Consider the following 295-nt stretch of genomic DNA (forward strand, 5'->3'; position numbering starts at 1 on the left):
CCATCTGCAGTCCGGCATTGTGCAGGAATGGCACCTGCAGCCCGGCCTCATTCAGGGCGAACATCTTGCAGAAGGAGCGGTCGGTCCGGATCATCTTGCCTCTGAATCCGTATCCTCGGAACACCTCCAGCCGGGCAGCGTCCAGGCGCATCACCTGGCGCCGGAGTCCGTCACCACCGGTCTGCTGGAAGATGAAGCCGTCACGGGGGAAAAGATTGCCCCGAACACGATTGACGGCAGCCACATCCAGCCGGAATCGATTCAGCCGCACCATCTGCAGTCCGGCATTGTGCAG

General features: G+C 61.7%; 1 pseudogene. It reads left to right on the forward strand.

Annotated elements, in window-relative coordinates:
* Positions 1-295: pseudogene (locus IAE55_RS33645) on the forward strand (hypothetical protein); the annotation flags it as partial.

This window comes from Paenibacillus sp. S28, assembly GCF_016624415.1.
GTDB classification, from domain to species: Bacteria; Bacillota; Bacilli; order Paenibacillales; family Paenibacillaceae; genus Paenibacillus_AQ; species Paenibacillus_AQ favisporus.